Genomic DNA, 20640 nt, shown 5'->3' with positions numbered 1-20640 from the left:
GAAGACCTAAACCAGAGGGTTGGTGCGAAATTCCCCAAGTTTCCCTCAGCACTCTGGCTAAAATTCTGGCTACTCTAGATTACAAAGGTCGCTAATATTCTGCTTTATTTCCATAGACAATTGCGTCATCGGCAATGTAGCTAAAGCGGCGCTTTGATATAAACGCTTTATTTCTGCATTATCAATGGCGTCCAAATGTAAGGCGATGGTTTGGGCATCGCCTCGGGCCAAGGGCCCGGTTAGGGATTCTGCAATCTGTTCTGTTTGCAGTAAATTATTTAGATTTCCTTGCATTAAATTAACCATCATCTGCCGACTTTGTTGGTTATTAATTCCCGCTTTTAGAAATAATTCTTCACTGCAAGCTGCTAAGGTAATTAAATAATTCGAAGCCATACAGGCTGCGGCATGATATGCGGCTTTTGCTTCAGGTTTAATAGTAATTAGTTGCGCGTTCAATTGCTTACATAGGATTTTTAACCATTCACATACTTCATTGTCTCCCTCCACAACACAGTCGACACGATTAAACGCGGAGGGCTCGAGATAGTTTGTCTTAAATGCTTTTAAAGGATGAAAACTCGCCACAAAGCAGTCTTTTTTTCTTAATGGGGCAAGTGAAGCGGAACTGAGTACGCCGCTACAGTGAATCACGAAATTTCCGGGCTTTAAAGTGTCGCTATGAGCTAAAGTTCTTACAACGTCTTCAATAACATCATCATTACAACAGATAAAGGTTACCTCTGCTGCAGGTAAGCGTTCTATTTTGTCGAAAGCTTGGCCGAAACCTATCTCACGACATGCTTTTTGGGCATTATCCAAACTTCGGTTACAAATTGAAATGGATGAAAAGAGCTGCGCTTTAAACAAGGATAAGGCTATATTTTTACCCAACCGGCCAGCACCTATAATATTACATTTCATGTTCTTTTCTTTTCCAAGTAAATGTTCCATTTAATAAAGTAACTTCTAAATAGACCTGCCAAGTGTACTCTTCTGCGGCTTTCCTTAGGCTCTAAAATGGAGCGAAATGACGGATTTGCGGACAAGCCGGAGAACGAGGGGGTTTTCTTTGCCTTCACAAACGGATAACGAGGTATTAAAAATGCAATTTTAGCAAAAAATCATCACCATTTACGCCAATTATTGGTTATAATACTCTCAATTTGTCATATTGAGAAATGAATTATGCCTTTTATCGTACAGGGAAATGCACAACAAATGTTCCAAGCATTTGGACAGGACTGGGCAATTGCAGAACAAAAAAATGGCATCAAAATAATTTATAGGGAAGTCATTAATTTCCTTGGCTCTGTACCGCAAGCAATAAAACATTTAAATATTTGGCAAAAGAAGGCATCAGGAAGTCATTTTCTGCAGGGTAATATGACTGCAGGTAATTTAGCCTATTTATTTGGTCCCCAGCCTCTAAAGAAAAAAGATGAAACTTTGGAAGTCTATCATGCTCAGTTGATTCGTCAGGATTTCGCCTACATTAACGATGCAGAAGAAGACTGTGGTCTTGTGGTTTTGTATCGAAAGGATGATCCAAAACAATGGATAATCGGCTTAATGAAAAAAGGACATGCAGTACCACAGGATCGAGAAATTATCTGTGCAGCGAGTTTTGATTTACAGCCGTTTATTACAGTACCTGGCTCTGGGATCAGCATTTCTTCTGGCTCCTCTTTGGATCCACTATTAAATCAAATTGGCTCTGCTCTGCCCAAATATTTAATACAAAAAGCATTCAATAAAGATAATGGAATCAATTTACGTTTTCAACGTATTGCATTATTGATGAAAAAGTTACATGTAGAACAGGATGCTGCGACAGTTCGCACGTCTATTCCTTTTCGCGATTTCAATTTACGCGATTTATTTGCAGAAAATCCAGCTATAGATTTGCTTTTTCACTACAAAATACTAAATGAATTTTCTTTGCCTGTTCCCTTAATTCAACAACTTTTGAAGCCCTCCAGCCCATTGTGTAAGGAAATTTTAAAAATTAAATTCACTGATGATGAGCGGATAAATAAGAGTTTGTTAAAAATCACAATCATATTTTATGAAAAAGGGCTCCTCGAACAAAATCGGGAGCTGCTGAAGAATTTTGAGTTCATAAAAAAATTCAGTGGTTTTATGTGGAATGAGACGCAAATTAAATTACTTCCTTTTTTAATACAACAAAATTATCCTGAAGATTTAATCCGTCTTATCTTATCTGATGATGCCTATTACCAGGCAATAGATACTTTAGTAACATTAGAACCGGCTCTCACGGAAGATGTTCCCCAATTTTTTAAAGATCCTAAAAAACTGGAGGAATTAAGATTTATCCATTCGCTACCCGATGAAGACTGTAAGAGACTTTGCTTGATTTTTTGGGTCAAAGGATCTTTATCTGCGGATGGCTATCAACGAATAATTGATGCCACCAAGGATTATCCCTTAATGGCTTCGACCTTGGTTGCTTTGGATCAAAGAAAAACGCACAATATTGAAGAACTGGAACGAGTGGCCTTAGTTCCTCGCCGCCATTTGCAAGAATCAATTCTCAAGCATTTTAGTAATGAGCTTTCAGGTCTGCATGATGTTCCCGCACGTCTACGTGAGTTAAAGCCTCAAGAACTTGAAGCAGCCAGTAAAGCACTACTTCTATTAAGGGAATCAGGAGTGGGGAAAGTAGAAGTAAAAGACCGAGGGATAGGACCCGCAATCGTGCCCAAAGCATATCACTTGGTGTTGGGTAAAAACTCTCAGGGGCAAGCTTTACGTCTTTTTTTACCCCAGTTGAAACATATTGAGGAAAATACTCGAAAGGTATTAATAAAGGTTCTTTATGCTGGCGTACAAAATGGGATCCAGACCCAAGGAAATGCAGTACTTGCAATAACCGATCCTGTGCAATTGGCTTTAGCTACACATTTAAGGGAGCGATTTATTTGCGTTAGCCAAATGCAAGATTTAAAGCTCAAAACTGAAATGGTGGAATTCGCGGCAGAGGAAGAGAATGAAAAAGCCCAACGGTTTCGCCAAGTAATTTTACGTGTGGAAGCACAATGTAAAATAATTCATGGGCGGTTGTCGGGGGATTCCTCAAATAGAGCAACGTATGAAAAATGGCAACAAGCAGAAGCAGACTATAGAATTTCATTATATACTATTGCTTATAAAATGCTTTTGAATCCGAGTATTGCCAAAGACATGCGTACCGAATTAAAGAAAGCTGAAAAGAAAATACTTGATATTGTTGATCCTGAAAGTGACTCGTATATCTACAAAGCGATCATTGTCCTTGCTAATATAGTGATCGCCGCTTGTTCCTTATTAGGGGCCAATGGATATAAATACCACAAGACTGGAAATTTTTGGTTTTTTAATCAAACCAGCTCAGGAGAAGAGATCCGAGCTCTTGATAAAGAAGTCCTGTCGCTTATAGAGCCGGAAACAAAGGATGAGAATGAATGGTGGTCATTCAATCCATGTTGTGAAATGAGTTAAACAAGTGTAGCCGTTATAGGCTACAGCCTTAGCCCCGAGAACTTATCTCCCTCCGGGCTAGGGCATTCTTATAATTCCAGACCTCTACTGTAACTTGCTGAGTTATAATAAAAAAAGCTGCCTATCATATTAAAGATCATTTTTTGGTGATGTGGCTAGAGCTTGAAGCGTATTGTTTAGTTTCCTAGTTATCTGTTTGAAAATTATTCTTGAACTTATTGAATATTTCTGCTTAATATGAACTATTCTAAAGGACTACTGTGATTTAATGGATTAAACATATGGGAATTCCAAAAAAGGCGCTAAGACATAGTCAACTCACTTATTCTGAAAAAAACCCTATCTCCGATAGCTCGCATCAAACATTTCACGTTACTTTTGAAGAAGATGGCGTTACCAAGAAAGCTTTTTTTAAAAGATTAGAACCAAAAAATCACTACCCCGAATTATTAGCCAAAATAAGTGTAGCGACTTCCTCATTCAAGAGGTTGTTTCAAGGAAAAAGATCTGCCGAAGAACGCTTAGTATTTGAGCAATATGATATAGAATTATTATCTGATAACCTTGAATCGAATAGCCCCCAAAAAGAAAACACCCTTTATATTAAATTAGATCACGATGATTCTCTGAAATACGTGGTTAAAACTCCAGAGGGATTGGTAAAAGAAGATACCATTTTAATCAAAGATATTCCCGATTTTAAGCCGGAACAACCGTTCACTCTAGAGCAGCTTCAAACGGTAAAGAGTCATATTCTAGAAATTACCGCAAAAAGAGGCCACACCCAAGATAAATTAATCGGAACGCTCTCCATTGGTGTTGAAGACTTCAAGCCCTTTCATTTTGCTAAAGAAGGGATTCCTATAAATAGTACTTTAAAGGAACAAGTTGCTCCTAGTGTAAAAACACTTATTGAGAAAAACATCATGGAACTTTTGCTCGGCAGATGGTTTCTTGATGATGATGATGCGCATCCGCATAACCTGAGTTTAAACGGTGATATCGATTTTGACATGTTTTTCTATTGGTTCACTATCTATATGAAAGAACCAAGATCAGTAATCGGTGTTCCCAAAAAGCACATTACCCTAACTGTTCGTGATTATGAGACTTTTCCTAATGTTCAAGACTCTATGCCTTATCATTGGCCACATTATACCCATCCGGGGCAAGAGACTATTCCGGTGATTATACCTGGGGTACAAGAACTCGCGCTTAAACGATTGCCTAAAGCTTATGCAGACCCAGTTGAGTTCGCACGTTTGGCGCAAAATTCGGTTGCCCAAGAACAAAAGCTGGCTGCAGCTTTGAAGGCTCTATTAACCTTTCAGCCCGAGGTACAACGCAAGCGCTTAACGGAACTCTTCGGGGATTTACCTTTAAACTACACTTCATTAGATGAAACTGATCCCAGTTTAAGGGCAAAATATGAAGAGATGTATCCTCGTTTTTGTAATGAAAAAACAAATACAGAATCATTTGTTGATTTTATGATGAGTTTATATCAGGAACATTATGATAATTTGTACCGAGTTGTAGTTTTTTATATGGGATGTATGGATAACGGCTATGGTTTACCGTTACCGCCTACGTATTTGGCGCTCTATCAAAAACCCTCTTTTTACCGCAAGGTAGAAGAATGGACCAAAAAAGAAAATGCAACCAACTTTGCAAAAGAAGAGACGCTTAAGTATGATCTTGGTGAATTGCAAAACCGTTATCATCAAGTTTGGCGTGATGCATTTGCCCCTATAATGAAAGAGTTGATCTACAGCTCCTACCGACTAACAAACGCTTTACTTAAAGAAGCTACTAATCCCCCTTATGTACAAATTTCCGAGTTGGTAAGTAAAAACGCCACCGATGAAACCTTAACCAATGCATGGGAGTTATTTGGCAACCTCCCTTTACTGTCTGCTGAAACCATTGAATCAAAAATTAGTGTGGATAAAGACAGTAAATTACGAGATGCAGTATTATCAATGGTCGCATTTGTTAATGAATTTCGTGCGGTCACCAAAGCGTATTATGAAAAAGAACGTAAAGATCTTACCGAAGAAGACAATCTTGAATTTTCCAATAAGCTCAGCTTACTTTATCAAACGTATAACTTAAAAATTCGCCAAGCTTTAGCCAATACGACAACTCATGCTGCTGAATTTAATGGTATTGCTTCAAGTCTTAAGTTGCTAGCGGAACAGGTTAGTTTCCAATTGCATTTGACTACTACCGATGAGCTTATGGAAAAAGCTTTGCTTTCCGTAAAAAGGGATGTATTGCCTTTTACCCATGAAGATGTGAAAAAACAATATCATGATTCGTTATTTGTTTGGGCAAAAAGCCTTAAGCCTGAGGAATTAGAACGTTATATTAACGAAATTATCGATAAAAAATATGCACCTTTATTACCTTTAATATCATTTCGGCAACGAGCCGAACCGGTTAGGCAATATTTAAAGACAAGCGGAAATGAAAGTGGTGATAATCGCTTGGCTTATGTTTTAAGCTCAGGACCTCTAGATAACGGCGCATTGAATACTCAACTAATCCTGGGGCTTACTCCTCTTATGTTGCAAAAACATCCTATACCCAGTATAGACTTGGCAATTAGGGATAAAGATAAGAGTTTTGAAAAGGGAATCGCCGATTTTACGAGAGATGTGGTTTCATTTGCGAAGGAAAACAAGCGATTTACTCACCCTTATAGCGATGGAGGCATGAACATGATGTATAAGGCGATTTATGATTGGGTAGATACCCTAACTTCTAAATCATTTAAGAGCTTAATCAATTCTACTTTAACAAAATATGAATCAAAAACATGGGGCAACCTTATAGGGGTATCCAGGAGATCGGAAGTAGAAGGGTATATAGAAGGAAATTGTAATTCGAAAGCACTTGCCATGATTTTTATGAATGGAGGTGAGAGCTCAACATTAAATGAGTGTTTATTTGTCAAAATAGTAGAAACAATTAAAAGAGAAGTTTCTAAATATCCGATGATGTTGCAGGAGCAAAAATATCAAGTAGTTGATCGATTTCAAATGACTGATACGCATAAAGCGTTTTATCTTGCCAATCTGAAATATCATCGTGAAACGATTTCTGCTTCGCATCGTCAGTTACAAATTACCTCTGGCGAATCGAATCATAGTAAGGATACAACACCGCTGTATTTGTGACCACGGGAAGTATAGGTTATTATCCCCTTTTCTAAAAACGCGGTGCGAGTTTCACATGTCTTTTGACTTAATAAAAACATTACCTCAATATCTGATCCCTCAACATGGCCTTACAACTCTCGCAGGTTGTTTGGCTGAAGTAAAAAATGTCAAAGTAAAAAACTATATTATTCAGAGATTTATACGAAAATATCAGGTTAACATGAGTGAGGCTTTAATTGAAGATCCCACTGCATACACATGTTTTAATGATTTTTTTATCCGCCATTTAAAACCAGAATGTAGGCCATTGGCTAAGGCAGACATTATCTCACCGGTAGATGGTTGCATAAGCGAACTAGGAACTATAGAGCAAGGTCAATTAATTCAGGCAAAAGGTCGTTATTATTCAGTCGCAGATCTTTTAGCATGTGATACAGATAGGGCAGCCGAATTTGTAAATGGACGTTTTGCAACAATTTATTTATCACCGAAAGATTATCATCGGGTGCATATGCCAATGGATGCTGAAATCGTATCGATGACCTATATCCCCGGAGCTTTATTTTCAGTACAACCTTCAACCGTTCGGGTTGTGCCAAAATTATTTGCGCGAAATGCACGGCTGGCAATCTTTTTTTCTACCAAGGTAGGTCCTATGGTGATGGTGATGGTGGGAGCCACTATAGTTGGAGCGATAGGAACCAGTTGGCATGGGGACATCAAACGGAGTAAAAATCGTGTTGATTTCGAATACAACAAGGATAAGAAACAAAAGAAAATGGTTCAAGGTGATGAAATGGGCTACTTTAAATTAGGCTCCACGGTAGTCTTGATGTTTGCAAACGGTGCGCAAGTGCATTGGAGTGACGCTTTGCAAGCAGGAAGTCCTATACGCTTAGGTGAAGCGTTAGGAGAACTAAAATAGCCCGCTAAAAATAGGGGGCGCCTCGTCTTAAACACTTATGATGACCTGTTTAGAGCGATTAAACTGTAGCCTGGTGAGACGAAGCTAAAATTGATACGGTTCCTTTACTTTCGTTAGTTTAAGTTAAACAACGTTCCTAGATGGTTGTTTATAGCATTCTGATACACAACCGAAGCAACACCTAGGTCTTGTATTGAGAGCCCTACTGATTTGAACACGCTGATTTGTTTTTTATATTCTACATCCTTACTGAGTAGCCAATTACCTATCTCAATAATATCCTCTTGTTTTAATTGATTTTGCTGTATTGCACTAATGATTTCCCCTGCTTCAGCCATAACCGCACTTAATTGATCAACAACCACAACAGCATGGTTTAATACTTCACTACTGATTTCTTTCATCATAGCGGTATGTGAGCCTATGGCATTAATATGGACATGGGGCTTCAGGTCGCGCAAGTGAATTAATGGCTCGGTGCTGGCAGTGGCCGTACAGATAATGTCTGCATCTTTAACCGCTGAAGAAATATGATCATATACATTGATGTGATATTGGTTGGCGAATTGAGCTGCAAATTGTTCTGCATTCTTAATATTCCTTGACCAGACAGATACTTGCTTTATATCACGCACAGTGGCGACAGCTTGCAGTTGAGTCTCCGCTTGAACTCCTGAACCGATGAGTGCAACATGGCTTGCATCATCTGTGGCAAAATATTGGGTTGCTAATCCAGAAACTGCTCCTGTTCTTAACGCAGTGAGATAACTGGCATCCATGAGCGCCTGCGGTTCGCCAGTAGTTGAATCCAGTAACATAATAAAACCGGTAATAGCGGGTTTGTTGCGCGTGCTATTTTTGGGAAAAATAGAAACCACTTTTAAACCTAATGTTTTATCTTGGGCTAGATATGCAGGCATAGTTAAAGTGAGCGCCTCTTCTTCCTCAATTGGGATACCTGTTCTTAATGGTAATTTAACTTGCTGCTTAGCCAATTGAATAAATGCATTTTCCATCGCCTTTATTGCTTGGCTCATGGTGATGCTTTGCTTGACTTCATCTAAGGATAATATGCGTAGACTCATGGTAATTCTTCACCTCTAAATTCTTTAGTTAAAGCGGATAATAAAGTGGGATATTTGAAATTAAATTGATATTCTGCCAGTCGCTGCGGGTTTACAGTCTGTCCTGATAGTAATAATTCCTCACTCATTTGACCAAATAAAAGCTTTGTTGCCCATGCAGGCATCCATAGGAACGCCGGTTTTCCAAGTACCTGTGCGAGCGTCTTGGTAAACGTTTTTTGTGACACCTGCTGTGGTGCGACCAGGTTAATTGGCCCTGTTATTTTTGGATTTGATAACAAAAACTGTATCGCCTCAACCAGGTCAGTGCTATCAATCCATGCGAGGGGTTGTTCACCAGAACCAATCACTGCTCCCATCCCATATTGAGCAGGTAATTCCAATTTTTTTAACATACCTTCCCCACGTTTTAATACGACGCCAAAACGCATTAACGTAACAGGCATACCCGCATCAAAGCCTCTTCTCGCCGCATCTTCCCACTGAGTAACCAGTTGCGTTGCAAAGCTGGTTTTAGCCGTGCTAAGTGCGGGCGTTGTTTCAGAAAATGTAATATTGTCTTGAGCTAGTTTTTTCTGTAAACCATAAATGCTCACCGCACTGGCATTATACAAATGCGGTTTCTTGGTTGTAGCTTTGCTACCCCAAAGTACCAATTGGTTGGTTGTTTCAATACGACTGGAAAGTAATTTTTCTTTGGTTTTCATACTCCATCGATGCTCTGCAATGTTTTCGCCAGTCAAATTAATAATCACATCAAATTCATTCGGATCTAATGTATGAAGCTCATCCCAAGTGACAGCATGGATGGTATTTGGGAAGATATGTTTAATTTTTTCTTTATCTCGTCCAATCACATAAATATTATGTTCGGACTGCAGTAATGCTGGTACTAATATTTGACCTACTAATCCCGTTCCGCCGCCAATAATGATGTCCATGAGCTCCTCCTTTTAGGGTCGATCTATTATACGCTTTCGCGAGGTATGTTTCCCAGTGGAATTCCATAGCAATTTATAAAGTAATAAAAATATCCTGTACCAAATTTATGAAAAACAAATTATTTAAGTCTATCCTTTAATGAATACTATTAAGGGAATAACTATCATGTCTCAAAAAGGTTTAGTCAGCATAATGGGTATGAGCAGTATATTTTTTTCGGCCATTGCGCTGGCAACACCGAATAAGAGCTTGTCTAAGGATGAATGGCTTACTGCTTTTAAAGAACTCGCCCCATCAAAGATGTGTCGTCGCTTAGTTGATGATCCAAAGACCAATACCTTGTTGCAAAATGCAAATATAAACTATGATAAATGTGTGACATTAATTCCTGCAAGTTTTGATAAATGTCAAACTGAGTTTTATTCAGAGCTCCCCCAAAATATAAACGAAAAAAATGTATCCTTATGGAGCAAAAAAATGGGGAATTGCATTGGCCTTGATTTTTACACGAATAATCTTTTAGACCCTCCTAATAAACCCACTAAACCAACACCCACACCATCAACCACATCGCCTACAACAGCAAAACCAGGAGATAGGAGTAGTATTTAAGGAGAATGAGTGCGTAATCTGGAACAAAAGTAAGTATAATTTGGAGTGTTCTAAGTGAACAATGGTACCGAGAAGAGGACTCGAACCTCCACGGAGTTGCCCCCACTAGCACCTGAAGCTAGCGTGTCTACCAATTCCACCACCTCGGCATTGTGGCGCTAAGTTACTCATATTTTGCTGATCTGTCAATGCTTTTTCTAATTATTGAAGTCATCATATTCAGATTAATTGGAATAAGAAGTTCCTGCTTTTAAAATACGCTCTCTTACTCCTTGCCATTCTCCTGTAGGAGGCGGGAGTTCGATTGCAATAATCTCCGCATCGGATGCGTCGGCTTTTCTTAATTGATAATACAAATCAAAGGCTACCTTTTTAGGATGGCTTTCTAAGAGATGAAAATGATCTTCGCGGATCCCTATGGGCCGATTACTAGCCATGACATAGACTTTCTCAGAATTTTTTGTGCAAAAAGCTGCAAGTGTATCGTAGCAAGAAAAATAATATAGGGTTTTATGGGGTTGGTAATGACTTTCTAATTTACCTGGAACTCGGAGTGTATTTTCATGGTGAAATGACGGAGTTGCAATCACTTTTGCGATGGCTTTTTCATCGAGTAGTCCATGCCGTAAAATTTGATAATTTTCCACATGCGTCGCATCAATAATAGTCGATTCAATACCTACGGTACAGCGGCCTCCATCTAAAATGGTTAATTCTTTGTCAGGGAATGATTCACTGACATGCTGTGCCGTTGTGGGGCTGACTTTCCCAAAAGGGTTGGCAGAGGGAGCAACTAAAGGGATGTCTAATTTGGTTAATAATTCCTGGGCTACGGGGTGGGCCGGGCATCTAATGGCTACGGTATTTTGGCCACCCGTAATTAATGGATTAATTTGATCCGGCTTGTAATGCAATACCAGGGTTAGAGGGCCTGGCCAAAATGCTTTAATGAGCTGCTGGGCATAAGGAGGTATATCTTGAACTAGCTTGTTGAGATCCCAGTTGGGAGCCACATGAACAATCAAAGGATGATTTAATGGGCGCTCCTTCATTGCAAAAACTGCTCTAATTGCCTGTTCATTATTAATAGGTGCAGCTAATCCATAGACCGTTTCGGTAGGGATGGCTACAGGTTTCCCTGCTTTTAAATCGTAAATCGCCCGATTAATATCGGTGGTGATTAATGGCATAGACTGTTCATCAACTTAAAAAGTCTATTATTTTTACACAAGTTGCAAGAGAAATCAGCTATTTTTGCGTTTTCAATGTTCCCTGTTTAGAATAAAAGGATAAAAACATTAGGATATCATCGTGTTACTTAATTTTTTGCAAAAAACAGTGGATAGTTATTTTGCTCTTATGCCCAGAAACAAGCCCTCTTTAGAAACCATAAAGAGCGCGCGGTTGATTGCTCACCGAGGAGCGCACAATCATGCTCAAGGCATCATGGAAAATACGCTTGCGGCATTTAATTTGGCAAAAGAATTGGGATGTTGGGGTATTGAATTTGATGTACGCGCTACAGCAGATAAAGTGTTGGTGGTAAATCATGATGCCACATTAAAGCGACTATGGGGGCATGATCAAATGATTTCCCATCTAAAGTTCAATGAACTACGTGCTCTCGTTCCCGAGGTACCTACCCTGGATGAAGTTATCGCTGCTTATGGGGGCAGTATGCATTTACTTATCGAATTAAAAGAGCCGTTTGAGGACGGGGAAGCCTTAAGCCAATCGTTACAGGGACTATCTGCCGTTGAGGATTATCATCTGCTTACCTTGGATTCGCAGATTTTTTCTTCTTTGTCGCAATTTCCAAAAAATGCCCTGTTGTTGGTTGCAGTTCATGACAATGTACATCAATTTTGTAATGTGAGTTTAAAAGAGAATTATGGCGGGGTATTAGGTCATTATTTTATGATTAATAACAAAACCCTTAACAGGTTAAAGGCCGCTCAACAAATCATTGGGGTGGGGATGGTTGATTCTAAATATAGTTTATACAGAGAACTCAATCGAGGGATCAATTGGTTGTTTACAAATCGTGCCAATGAGGTAAATTCCTATTTGCGTCACTTCTAGCCGAACATACGACGAGCAATTTTTTTACATTCTCCAAGCAATATCATAGCTCAGCTTGTAAATAATATTGACCAGTTGAAATAGTTATGTTCTGATTATTCAGACAAAAATTCGTCATATTCGACTCGCTAAGTAACAGAGCGAGTTTTTTTTCGATCAATAAAAGGTATGTTTATGCGGTGGATGGATAAATTTTGGACGGCAACAAATTGGGTGTTGGATACCGCAGTTCATTCAGTAGCAGATACTGTGAATCTCTGCGCTACATTAGCATGTACTCTTGGCGGTGCCGCATTTGCAGTTTCTAATGCGCTTTCTTTACACGATGTGAGCGCATCCTATTATGGCTCTGTAGAAGCCAAGGGTAACTTTACCCTAGGCGTAGACCTTATAAATTTGGACAACTATCGCTTTACTGAATCGTTTCCTTTGTCTTACGGTAAAGATATAAATAATGGCACCACGTACAATCTTACTGATTATATTAATGCCGGAACGTTGCAAACTGCCAGTACTATTTGTGTCGCCTCAGGTGTCGCTTTAAAAACTTTAGGTGCCAGTATTAATCATTGGCAACAAAATAGGGAAGAGCGGCGTTCCTATGCATGCACGAAAGGCATACAAATTGCTAAGCCTAGTTACAAAGAATATGCATTTGTAGGTGCGGAAGCGTTTACGGGAGCTATAGCCAATGCCATGTTAAGCCATACCGTTACCGCAGCATTTCTCCATTTTTCAGAAAAAAGCATCCCTAGTATTACTTACCCACCTCATAGCGAAGAGCATGTGAGGGGTGCACATTATAATGGACCGGTAATCGCAGAACCTTTTAAAATAGGAATTAATTTAGGGAACAGTAATTTCACAGTCCCACTGTATTTTGGTGATTTAAATGTGTTGCTTACAAAAACCATTAATGTAGCAGCAAACGCGACTTATGGGGGCGGTTTTTTCTTCAAACGAAATAATGAAGAACAAAAACCACCTTTGGCTGTTACGGAGGCAGTTTCTTCAACGGTGGGTGTTAGTGCCTATCTGGCAAGTAATTTTTTTGCCCGTAAAACCAAAGAGCTTCATAGCGAAAGAGTTCATCCAGAGGTAAGATCTTTTACAATTGTTTGAATTACCAAGGCACCTGGGTTTTAAAATCAAACCCAGGTTTTGGGTCTCTGGATCGTAAGGATTGGTACGCTGAGCTAACGTTCAATAATAGCTGCAACACCCATCCCTCCGGCTGTACAAACGCTTAAAAGAATACGCCCTTGCCCTCTATCGGCAAGTATTTTGGCTGCAGCACCGACTAATCGTCCACCTGTAGCTGCAAATGGATGACCTAAAGCAAGGCTCCCGCCTTTAATATTCATTTTTTGCGGATCAATACTCCCTAAAGGTTTTTTGAGGTTCAAAACCTTTTGACAATATTCAGGGGATTCCCAGGCTTTTAAAGTACACAGTACTTGACCGGCAAAGGCTTCATGAATTTCATAATAATCAAAATCGTGTAAGGTGAGTCGATTTCTGGCCAATAAACGAGAAACTGCAATCGTCGGTGCCATTAATAAGCCCGCACCATGTACAAAATCTACCGCGGCCAATTCACAATCAACAAAATAAGCGAGCGGTTTTAGCTGATGACTATCAGCCCATTGAGGAGAGCCTAATAGTACCACAGAAGCTCCATCGGTGAGTGGGGTTGAATTTCCTGCGGTTAGGCTGCCTTTATCAGATTTATCAAAAGCGGGTTTTAAGGCGGCTAATTTTTCCAAAGAAGTATCTTTGCGAGTAATCGTATCACGTTTTAAGGAATCAACCGGTGTAATCAGATCATCATAAAATCCTTCATCATAGGCTTGTGCTGCATGTTGATGTGAGTGAAAAGCCAATTGATCTTGAGCTAAGCGGGAAATTTGCCATTCTTTAACCATCAATTCACAATGATCTCCCATGGATAGACCTGTTCGGGGTTCGCGAACCTCGGGTAATTGAGGTTTTAACATGCCTAAGCGGAACTCTTTGAGCATACCAAGTTTTTCTTTAAAGCTTTTTGCTTGTTGAAATTTAATTAAAAAATGGGTTAATTTTCTTTGACCAATTAATGGGGTATCTGAATTGGTATCCGTCCCGCCACCTATTCCCGCAGTAATTTGTCCACTGGCAATTTTGAGTGCAATCAAATTGATAGATTCTAAACCAGTACCGCAGGCACGTTGGATGGTTAATCCTGGGGTTTCTGGTGATAGGGAGCTCCCTAAAACCGTTTCGCGCGCCAGATTCCAATCAAAAGGATGATTCATAATGGCTCCGGCAATAAAATCACCCAATATTTCACCCTGAATTTTAGTTTTATTGATCAGATCTGCCAATGCAGCACCTAACAAATCCTGATTGGATTTCCCTAAATAGTAGGTTTGCGATTTCACAAAGGGCGTGCGAGAACTGCCAAGAATGGCCACTTTATCTTTAAAGCTCATGTTAATCCTTTTCACTGCTTATGATTTCTAAGAATAGCCTAAAAAAAATAACTAAGCACCTTGCATCTAAACGTGCGTACATGTTAGAGGTTGATTAAGATTTTAAATGATCAATAGGACAAGATTGCAGATTATCTTGTTCACTAGTAAGACTGCAGGCTCCATTGCAAAAACTGAATATAGTTTATAATTTACTCCTTTTTTCTTGTGTATTCAAAAGTTAACTTGACGATGTCTTACTAGCTTACCAATAATTTCCATTTTATAAATTGATTATTTCCAAAATCACACATTCATATAAATGCTCATATAGAATAAATTAATGTCACATTGTTTTGAGTGTCTTCCTTTATTGCTTTTGCTTGAGAAAATTAAATTATGAAACGTAAATATGAACCAACTTTTATTAAAAGAGGTGAAGAACAAGACAGGACTGCTCAGCCCTTTAATAGTATACCTGCGGCGCCAACAAATTTAGCCAGTCGCTCATTACAAACACCAGCACCCTATTTGCCAATTATAGAACCCTATGTTCCCCCACTAGAAAAAGGAAAAGAGAAAGCAGCAACGAGTATCCCCAGCGAGAGTCAAACTACTACTAGGATTTCTCAAGAAGTTTATCCCTTATTAACCAGGAAGAGAAAAAGACAAGAGTCCATCACTCAAATAATAAATTCAAAACAACAAAGAAATAGCCCAATTGATTCTACATCTTTATTACCAGCCAAAAAAAGACAAAAACAAGATGGGCGGCCAGGACTAGCATTAAGCTCTTTTCTAAATGAGAACATTCTTAACTTACTCGATGGGATACCTGCACTCGAGAGTTATAATTCAAAAATAAAAGCCCTTCAAAACACTTGGAAATTACTTGTCGATTCGGAAAAAAATAGAACTAAATTGAAAGATATAATTTCGAAGTGTGCTCAATTTTATATTTTTGCTGCAGATCGAGAGCGATTCGTTGTTGATGAGATGCTTAATATCAATTATGACTTTTTTCTGGTAGGTTTACACAATATATCTGAGGAATTAATTCCTTTATTTATAATGCAAGAGGATAAAAGTTTAGATGAGGAAAAGGCCGATGATGTTGAAATAAATAAAAATGTTACAGAAATTATTCATAATTTGTATTCTCAAATAATGGCCCTTCGATGTATTAAAGAAATTTATGCTAATCCCCTTAAGCCAATGCCTTTTCCTCAACGTCCAATAAGTGAGGAAGAAGCGATTCTGGATTTTAAAGAGCTGGTTAAACAAAGTGAATATTTACTAAGTAATGGGTATACTCAAAACGGCTCCTATCCCCTTTATCATACCGTTGTATCGCAAAAAGGTGATAAAGCAGGTAAAACCGCCGTTGAATTCTTTACCCAAATTGAACGGTTTAAAGCAACTGCTGATTCAAGAAAAGTTTCTGTCTATGACATGTGGCAGGAAAATAATTCAGCTATAACATATAAATTGCGGGAATTGTTTCGTCAACATGCTAAAAAGGTTTCTTCAATTGGTAATTCGCCAAAATCAATTGGAATTAAAGAGATTAACCAAGTACTTACTCGGCAGTTAGCAGTCTCCCAGTATTCTCCAATTATATTGCTGAAGGTGATTGAAGTATTAAAAAAGCATTATCAATTCAAAGCGGAACGAATTCATTTTCTTGATCTGTGTGGAGGATGGGGAGCTCGTAGAATAGCTGCATTAGCACATCCCTCAATAGATTCCTACCTAAGTATTGATCCTAACCCGGCTTTAATTGAACCTTATGAGCAAATGACTCATCTATTAAAACCATTATCGGGTAAAGATCGATTTATATCACAACATATTCCTAAAAAAATTGAGGAAGTTACAATTGACCCTGATAATATTGGGAAATTTAACTTAGCAATTACTTCTCCTCCATATAGAAATCTTGAGCAATATAATAAAAAATCAAATGGAGGCTACGAAGAACAAGAATATATTGATGATGCTAAATGGCAAAACTTTATGGCTCATTGTATGTGGGTGTTATCATTGTATGTTGTTGATGGAGGTTTAATTGCTTTGAATCTTGCCAATATGATACATCTCAGAAAATGTTATTTTTTAACTGGTGATGTAGTAAATGAAGCTCTCACAAAGTTAGAAGATAGGCTTCCCTTGGAATTAGTTGCAAGAGAGGAGAAGATAAGACTATATAACATGATAAATATTTTTCCTGATGCTTCCGACACCAAAGATACTTTGGCTTATCCTTTGGAATTTCAAGGTTCAATTATTCAACAATACTCTGACAGCTCCATGCTTAACAGAAAAATAAAGAAAGATTCTCGGTTTCAAGAGCTCGAGGCAGAGCAAATTCCAAGTGATCGTGAAAGTTATGTTGTTTTCAGAAAGATTGCTGTATTACCTAAACTCGGTAACTGTTTAAGATTAAACGGTTTATTTAAAACTGTGTTTACAAGCCCAGGAAAAATGTGTTTAACCGAGTATGATGCAGTTCGTGAGCGTCACAGATTACAAGTTCTTACTAAAGAAAACAAGATTTATGACAAATCTACAGAACAGGAAGCTCATAGACCTTAATGTGGTCAGGGTTCTAATACGCTTGCCGCACACGTTAAGCAAATATCGTCTTAATCGATTGGAAGCAGGTATGGCATGCTAAAGGGGCTTGTTAATCTAGTGCGAGGTTATCAGTCCTATGCTACGATTAAGAGTTTGAAATCATGCGGATGTTTAATAAAGGACAGTTAATATTTGGATGTATGGAGCGCGTACAGAAGGATCCTTTATTAATCAACAATTTGGGATTTACAGTAATATCTGCCCAAAATTTAAGATTTTTTAAGCTTCTATCTTTTTGCAGCAGAGCCAGACTGCATAATTGAATAAAATTACACTCGCTTCAGTTTAGGATTAAAACAGGGAGGTCTTATGTACACCTTATATTCATTTGGTACACCTAATGGGATTAAACCAACCATTATGCTCCATGAGTTGGGTCAATCGTATACGATTGAATTAATAGATATTTCCAAAGGAGAACAATTTAATCCGGAATTTTTAAAAATTTCACCGAATAATAAAATTCCCGTGTTGTATGATTCGGAAAAAGACTTTTATTTGTCTGAAAGTGTAGCGATTTTGCAATATCTTGCCGAAAAGCACCACCAATTTCTACCGGAATCACCCCAAGACAAATATAGAATTTTACAATGGTGTTTTTTTCAAGCCGCACATATAGGACCTATGTTTGGTCAATTAGGTCATTTTCACCGTGCAGAGGAAAAGATTCCCTATGCAATCAAACGTTATGCGGATGAAAGTGAGCGTTTGCTTGGTATTATGGAAAAACAGTTAACGTATGCCATCTACGTAGGCGGCTCTGACTATACTATTGCGGATATGGCTATTTGGCCCTGGATTTATTGTTTTCAAATTTTTTACCAACAAAACATCGATGAGAAACAATTTCCTCATTTAATCAAATGGTATCATCGAATTAGCCAACGCCCCTCCGTTATAGCAGCCTTAGAAGCATATGGTTTGAATTTAGAGGGTAGGAAAGAATAAGTGAGGGTACTGTCGTCAACTTAAAGGTTTAGTCTGGGAAGGGCGTCAGCCCTAACCCCAGAACTTTCTACCAGAAAACCGGCTTTCATTTCACTCCACTAGACTACCCTGTTTATTTTAACCCTGGGTAATTCTAGTTTAGTTCAAGTGAGGAAGAGGGTGTTCCATCCTGGGTGGGTGTTTCTTGCTTTGTGGCATAAATTCCATTCTTGCCCAGTAACTCACCAAACGAAGTTCTGGGCATTTGTTCTGTAGGAGCCTGATTTCTAAGCGTTGCGAGTACAGTAATATGTTCCTCTTGCTTTTTCAGGAGTTCTTCATATTTGCCATTTGTAGTCTCAAGCTCTTGTTGCACCTGTTTAAACTTCTGTCCAGATCGTTCGAAATCAGTCGCTATTCCTAAAAAAGTTCCTTCTTTCTGTTGTATAAAGGCATCTATTTTTTCTTTAAACGCATTCCGTTGATCCTCTCCAATGACCGTGTTGGATAATTCTTTTACGGTGCTACTCAGAGTCTCTACCATCATTCTCGCTCTACTAAGTTCTGCTTCAAGCTCTAACTTAACTTTTTTAATTTCCTCGATTTTTTCTGCTAATTCTTTTTTACTATTACTGTATGCCTCAGTTATGCGATCTAACTTCACTTGGTTTTGTTGTAAAAATTCAGCATTTAGACTGACGTCGTCTTTGAGCTGACTAGAGACTGCTTCTAATCCATCTTTGGTTTCACCTAAGGCCTTATTGATTCCGGAGGTAGCTAAAATTTGTTTGTCTATCTCATCAATCTGTTTGCTTAAATGTTCGATATTTTCTACTAGGGTTGCATTTTCTTTGGCAAATTTTTGAATTTCCACTACTAATTGTTTACGAATAATCTCTAATGCACTAATAGTAAGTTCTAAAAGATCCGCCAGCCCTAAAATTCCTTTTTGTAAACTTTCTACAGCACTAGTACTACATTTATGATGATCATCCAGAATGACTCCTCCTGCGGTATAAGTAACCGCGGTGACGCCACAAAGTGCCAAAAGGAAACCCACATGTGCCATGATTCCAATGATTAAAGTAGGAACAGTTAATACGACACCGCCAACAATTTTTTGCCAAAGTGGCAACTCACCCCAGTATTCTGCAGCACGTGAGAAAATACTCGGATTCTTTTCCATGCTTTTGATTGTATTTTGGAGGCTTTTCTTAATTTCATCAAATAGCTCTTTGGTAATGGTAATTTTTTGGAGCTTATCTTGTCCTGTATCTTCATTGAGAATTTTTAATTGAGCTTTTACTCTTTCTTCTATCGGGACTTGTTCTGAGTCTATTGGTTTAGTTTGGGGGGTATCAATTTCGATAAGATGTTGAAGCTCTTCTACGTTGGTAGCCATACGATTTCCTTTCTGTTGAATAATCTTCCTGTGCCTACTATTTTTAACCAGGATAACTTAAAAAAACAAGGAAAATTTGTTTTTTAGAATGAATAAGAGGTTTACTCACTAAATAGGAATTATTTAACGAGTTAAAAATATATTGCATGAGGAGTTGGGCTTTGCAGCCCAACTTTAAATCATCTTGCTTAATTACTCATACTAATTGTATAGGATCTTTCATTTTCTTCCGAAGAACAACAAGGAAGGCAATGAGACATCGCATCAACAATAGTCGCACCCGAACGAGTAACAAAATAAGCCAAGGCTACTGGAGCTATAAGAGCAGCCACTATAGCAGCAGCAATTGAAATTGCAGCACAAGCAGCCGCAACAATACCAGCCTGAGCTGCAACAATTAGCGCTCCATGTGCCGTTTCTTTGGCTTCAGGTTTGCGTAAACCATGTAATCCTGAACCTGCGGCAAAAACTAAACTTCCTAAAGCAGTTAGTGCGGCTCCTGCGGCAGTGATTGCAGTTGCAGCACTCACAAGGGATAAAATGACGGGAGCAGCAAGTGGGGCTGCTGCGAAAATACCGAATTCGGTTTTGTTTCTATAAGGTTCAAAGAAACCAGGGGCTGCTCTTCTGACATTGGAAAAGAATTCGGATGCTTTATTTTTATAATTTTCTTGGGTTTGTTCCCTTACTTCTTTAGATCCTAAGCAAAGATCAAAAATTGAGCTTTCGGCCTCAATCTTAACTGGTGCAGCTTTTCTTGTATAAGTTGTATTTGATGTTCTTCGTGTAGAGTAAAATTGTCCATCCACATTGTCATCTAATTTTGCATCCATTGTATGCCCCTCAAGTTGTTTAAAACCGAGTCATGCTATTCAAAAAAAGGATACAAGTCAAGTTGAGTTTATTTAAA

15 protein-coding genes and 1 tRNA gene are annotated in these 20640 nt (G+C 38.6%); 8 read left to right on the top strand and 8 right to left on the bottom strand.

The annotated features are described in order from the left end of the window. Window positions 1-69 precede the first annotated feature (69 nt). Entirely contained in the window at window positions 70-954 is an 885-nt protein-coding gene (locus ACWTE2_RS07270) for a Rossmann-like and DUF2520 domain-containing protein (protein ID WP_454784818.1), read from the bottom strand. A 234-nt stretch (window positions 955-1188) separates the two neighbouring features. On the opposite strand from ACWTE2_RS07270, the gene ACWTE2_RS07265 reads away from it, so the two are divergent. The 3 genes from ACWTE2_RS07265 to asd all read left to right on the top strand — a co-directional run bounded on the left by ACWTE2_RS07265 (window position 1189) and on the right by asd (window position 7593). Then, entirely contained in the window at window positions 1189-3504 is a 2316-nt protein-coding gene (locus ACWTE2_RS07265) for a hypothetical protein (protein WP_454784817.1), read from the top strand. Window positions 3505-3785: 281 nt separating this feature from the next. Then, window positions 3786-6686 carry a hypothetical protein gene (locus tag ACWTE2_RS07260; protein ID WP_454784816.1) on the top strand — a complete coding sequence of 967 codons (2901 nt, stop codon included), beginning with the start codon at window positions 3786-3788 and terminating at the stop codon, window positions 6684-6686. A 55-nt stretch (window positions 6687-6741) separates the two neighbouring features. Then, complete coding sequence (gene asd / locus ACWTE2_RS07255; protein WP_454784815.1) at window positions 6742-7593, top strand: archaetidylserine decarboxylase; 852 nt, start codon at window positions 6742-6744, stop codon at window positions 7591-7593. A 113-nt stretch (window positions 7594-7706) separates the two neighbouring features. On the opposite strand, the gene ACWTE2_RS07250 is transcribed toward asd, so the two are convergent. Both ACWTE2_RS07250 and ACWTE2_RS07245 read right to left on the bottom strand, forming a co-directional pair. Continuing rightward, on the bottom strand, window positions 7707-8678 hold the full coding sequence (locus ACWTE2_RS07250) for an ornithine cyclodeaminase family protein (protein WP_454784814.1): 972 nt from the start codon (window positions 8676-8678) through the stop codon (window positions 7707-7709). Further along, the gene (locus tag ACWTE2_RS07245; protein ID WP_454784813.1) at window positions 8675-9619 is read right to left on the bottom strand and encodes a TIGR01777 family oxidoreductase; all 945 of its coding nucleotides are present in this window, start codon (window positions 9617-9619) and stop codon (window positions 8675-8677) included. The genes ACWTE2_RS07250 and ACWTE2_RS07245 overlap by 4 nt, the downstream gene beginning before the upstream one ends. Before the next feature lie 166 nt (window positions 9620-9785). Between ACWTE2_RS07245 and ACWTE2_RS07240 the strand changes: the two genes are divergently transcribed. Then, window positions 9786-10232 (top strand): hypothetical protein, encoded by a 447-nt coding sequence (locus tag ACWTE2_RS07240; protein ID WP_454784812.1) that lies wholly within the window; start codon window positions 9786-9788, stop codon window positions 10230-10232. A 62-nt stretch (window positions 10233-10294) separates the two neighbouring features. Here ACWTE2_RS07240 and ACWTE2_RS07235 read toward each other — a convergent pair. Further along, a tRNA-Leu gene (locus ACWTE2_RS07235) sits at window positions 10295-10381 on the bottom strand. Window positions 10382-10456: 75 nt separating this feature from the next. Then, window positions 10457-11422, bottom strand: a complete 966-nt coding sequence (locus tag ACWTE2_RS07230; protein ID WP_454784811.1) for an L-threonylcarbamoyladenylate synthase — start codon at window positions 11420-11422, stop codon at window positions 10457-10459. A 121-nt stretch (window positions 11423-11543) separates the two neighbouring features. Between ACWTE2_RS07230 and ACWTE2_RS07225 the strand changes: the two genes are divergently transcribed. Next, a complete protein-coding gene (locus ACWTE2_RS07225; protein ID WP_454784810.1) occupies window positions 11544-12314 on the top strand; it encodes a glycerophosphodiester phosphodiesterase in 771 nt (256 codons plus the stop codon). 174 nt (window positions 12315-12488) lie between these two features. After that, window positions 12489-13436, top strand: a complete 948-nt coding sequence (locus ACWTE2_RS07220; protein WP_454784809.1) for a hypothetical protein — start codon at window positions 12489-12491, stop codon at window positions 13434-13436. Window positions 13437-13510: 74 nt separating this feature from the next. On the opposite strand, the gene ACWTE2_RS07215 is transcribed toward ACWTE2_RS07220, so the two are convergent. Next, entirely contained in the window at window positions 13511-14785 is a 1275-nt protein-coding gene (locus ACWTE2_RS07215) for an acetyl-CoA C-acetyltransferase (protein WP_454784808.1), read from the bottom strand. 378 nt (window positions 14786-15163) lie between these two features. Here ACWTE2_RS07215 and ACWTE2_RS07210 point away from each other — a divergent pair, with 378 nt between their 5' ends. Next, on the top strand, window positions 15164-17359 hold the full coding sequence (locus ACWTE2_RS07210) for a hypothetical protein (protein WP_454784807.1): 2196 nt from the start codon (window positions 15164-15166) through the stop codon (window positions 17357-17359). Between the two features lie 351 nt (window positions 17360-17710). Beyond that, the gene (locus ACWTE2_RS07205; RefSeq protein ID WP_454784806.1) at window positions 17711-18349 is read left to right on the top strand and encodes a glutathione S-transferase family protein; all 639 of its coding nucleotides are present in this window, start codon (window positions 17711-17713) and stop codon (window positions 18347-18349) included. Window positions 18350-18482: 133 nt separating this feature from the next. Here ACWTE2_RS07205 and ACWTE2_RS07200 read toward each other — a convergent pair whose 3' ends face one another. Together ACWTE2_RS07200 and ACWTE2_RS07195 are read right to left on the bottom strand one after the other, a co-directional pair. Further along, the gene (locus ACWTE2_RS07200) at window positions 18483-19730 is read right to left on the bottom strand and encodes a LegC2/C7 family Dot/Icm T4SS effector (protein ID WP_454784805.1); all 1248 of its coding nucleotides are present in this window, start codon (window positions 19728-19730) and stop codon (window positions 18483-18485) included. 188 nt (window positions 19731-19918) lie between these two features. Further along, window positions 19919-20563, bottom strand: coding sequence for a hypothetical protein (locus ACWTE2_RS07195; RefSeq protein WP_454784804.1), 645 nt, complete (start codon window positions 20561-20563; stop codon window positions 19919-19921). Window positions 20564-20640: the final 77 nt, after the last annotated feature.

Source organism: Legionella nigrisilvae (assembly GCF_977063395.2).
Note: the sequence above shows the minus strand (reverse complement) of the source record. Positions and strands in the feature narration are given on the sequence as shown.